This is a genomic window from Pseudomonas sp. (genome assembly GCF_049300855.1).
Taxonomy (GTDB): Bacteria; Pseudomonadota; Gammaproteobacteria; order Pseudomonadales; family Pseudomonadaceae; genus Aquipseudomonas.
The window spans coordinates 1-2,628 of record NZ_JBAQKH010000033.1; the positions used below are offsets into that span (position 1 = coordinate 1).

1 protein-coding gene is annotated in these 2,628 nt (G+C 35.4%); it reads right to left on the minus strand.

What is annotated here, in order from left to right; all coding sequences use genetic code 11:
• On the minus strand, nucleotides 1-2,628 hold a 2,628-nt coding region (locus WA225_RS19375), incomplete at both ends, for a non-ribosomal peptide synthetase (protein ID WP_422609187.1).

The following is a 2,628-nucleotide window of genomic DNA, read 5'->3' on the forward strand; positions in this document are numbered from 1 at the left end:
TTTTAATTCATCCTTACATGTATTTGTTATAATCATTTTTAAATTCAATTTATCCATTTCTAGAATTCTTTGATATGAACTGCCAAGTGAATTCGGGAAAATCGTTCTAAGTGTTTCATGTTTCTCAACTACATCATAAAAGGCACCTTGCAGTGCTTCCTCATTCAATTTTCCAGACATACGAATGACTAACGGAATATTATAAGTAGGGCTTGGACCTTCTAAACAATTTAAGAACCATAACCTGCGCTGTGCAAATGAAAGTGGAACTTCATTTGGCCTACTTACTTTCTTAATAGCTGGCCTTGCGCTTTTTGCACGATCCAACTGGTTCGCTAATTCAGCAACAGTTGGTGATTCAAATAGCTTTCCGATTCCTAATTCTACACTTAACGTTTCACGAATTCTTGCCATTAAACGAGATGCAAGAAGCGAATGGCCACCCATTTCAAAGAAATTATCATCTATACTAATTCGCGAAACACCAAGTACTTCAGCAAATAAATCACATAATATTTCTTCTTTCGGATTTCTAGCAACTCTCTCATTGTTCATTCCATTAAAATCAGGAGCAGGTAATTTCTTTCTATCAACCTTACTATTTGGTGTTAATGGTAATTCTTCTAGCACAACAAATGCCGATGGCACCATATAATTCGCTAAACTTTCTGAAACATAAGAACGAATTTCCGAAAGATTAATTGGTTCCTTCTCTTCGGCAACGATATACGCAATGATTCGTTTATCATTTGGACGATCTTCTCGTACCATTACCACTGCTTGTTGTATATTTTCATGTCGTTGTAATACCGTTTCAATTTCAGCTAATTCAATTCGGAAACCGCGAATTTTAATTTGATGATCTGCGCGACTAATGTACTCTAACACACCATCGTTACGCCATTTCACAAGATCACCTGTGCGGTACATACGTGCTCCATCTTTTCCATAAGGGTTTGCAACAAACCGTTCAGCCGTTAACGCTGGTTTTCCTAAATATCCGTTCGCAAGTCCTTCTCCTGCAATATATAATTCACCGATAACTCCAGGTGGAACAGGCTGTAACCCTGCATCCAAAACGTACACTTCTGTATTCCAAATTGGTCTTCCAATAGGAGGGATACCATTTTCACTGTCATCAATGTTCATGAAAGTAGACCAAATAGTCGTTTCAGTTGGTCCATATAAGTTAGTTATAGAGCAACCTAATTCTTTTAATTTATTTGCTAAATGTGCCGGAAGAGCTTCACCGCCAACGAGTACGTTTAGCCTTTGTAACCTCTCTGGATATTCAGTTATTAACGCCTGCCAGAGCGTCGGTGTAGCTTGCATAATTGTCGCTCTTTCTTCTTGTAACAATGTCGTTAATGCAGAAGGCTCTTGGATTACCTCTTTTTGTGCAATTGTTAAACTTGCACCACTAATAAGAGGTAAATAAATTTCTAGAGCAGAAATATCAAACGCAAACGTTGTAACTGCTAATAAATGATCGTTTTCATTTAATGAAAACATATCTTTCATAGCTAATAAGAAGTTACTTAAACCTTTCATAGTAACAATTACACCTTTTGGATTTCCGGTTGATCCTGAAGTGTAAATTGTATAAGCTTGGTTTAAAAGTGATTCAACATTTTTAAATGGTAGATTCATATGAGAATATGCTTTTAACGCTATTTTCGTTTCTTCGCTATCTAATATGATTTTTTTAATATCATTTTCTATAACTAAAGTAGATGAAACAGATGAATGTGTTATGATACAAACTGGATTTGCATCATTTACTATATAATGAATTCGCTCGGCTGGGTATTCTGGATCTATCGGTAAATACGCTGCACCAGCCTTTAGAACTGCTAGCATACTAACTACCATTTCTATTGATCTTGGAAATACTAAGGCTACAAACTGATTTACTTCTATTCCTTCTTCTAATAAATAGTGTGCTAGTTCATTCGCTCGTTCATTTAGCTCTTTATACGTAAGTTTTATCCCGTTACAAGTAACTGCTATTTTATTTGGATTTTTTTGTACTTGTTTTTCAAATAATATAGGTAGATTAATTAGCTCTTCAGCTTTCTTCGTTTCATTCCATTCCAATAAAACTTTATGATTTTCTTCAGGAAGAGTAATGTTTATTTTTCCAATCGGCTCGTCTTTATGATAATTATTTATCACTAATTCTAATAGATTCATAAATCTTTCTTTATGCAATGCTAGTTCCGCGCCGTTATATACTTCCGGATTCGCATCAAAATGAATCATTAACTCATTTTCATCGAAGCGCTTATATACATTAATCGATAAGTCATCGACAGGTCCTGCTGATAAATTATGTGTAATACCACGATTTCCAGCAAAGTTAAGCCCGTAATCAAAAGGCATAACATTCACTAACGGCCCAAACAACCTTTGATTTTCACCTAGTAACTTTAAGTCTCTTCTTAATTCCTCATGACGATATTTATGATGACGACGTACGTCTCGAATTTCTTTAGAAACTTGCTGTATTAATTCTGCAAACGTTATATTTGGAGTTAACTTTAGACGCAGTGGAACTAAATTCATTACCATGCTTGGTGTATGAATAGATACAGAACCAAGACGCCCCATCATCGGTAAACCTAAAAC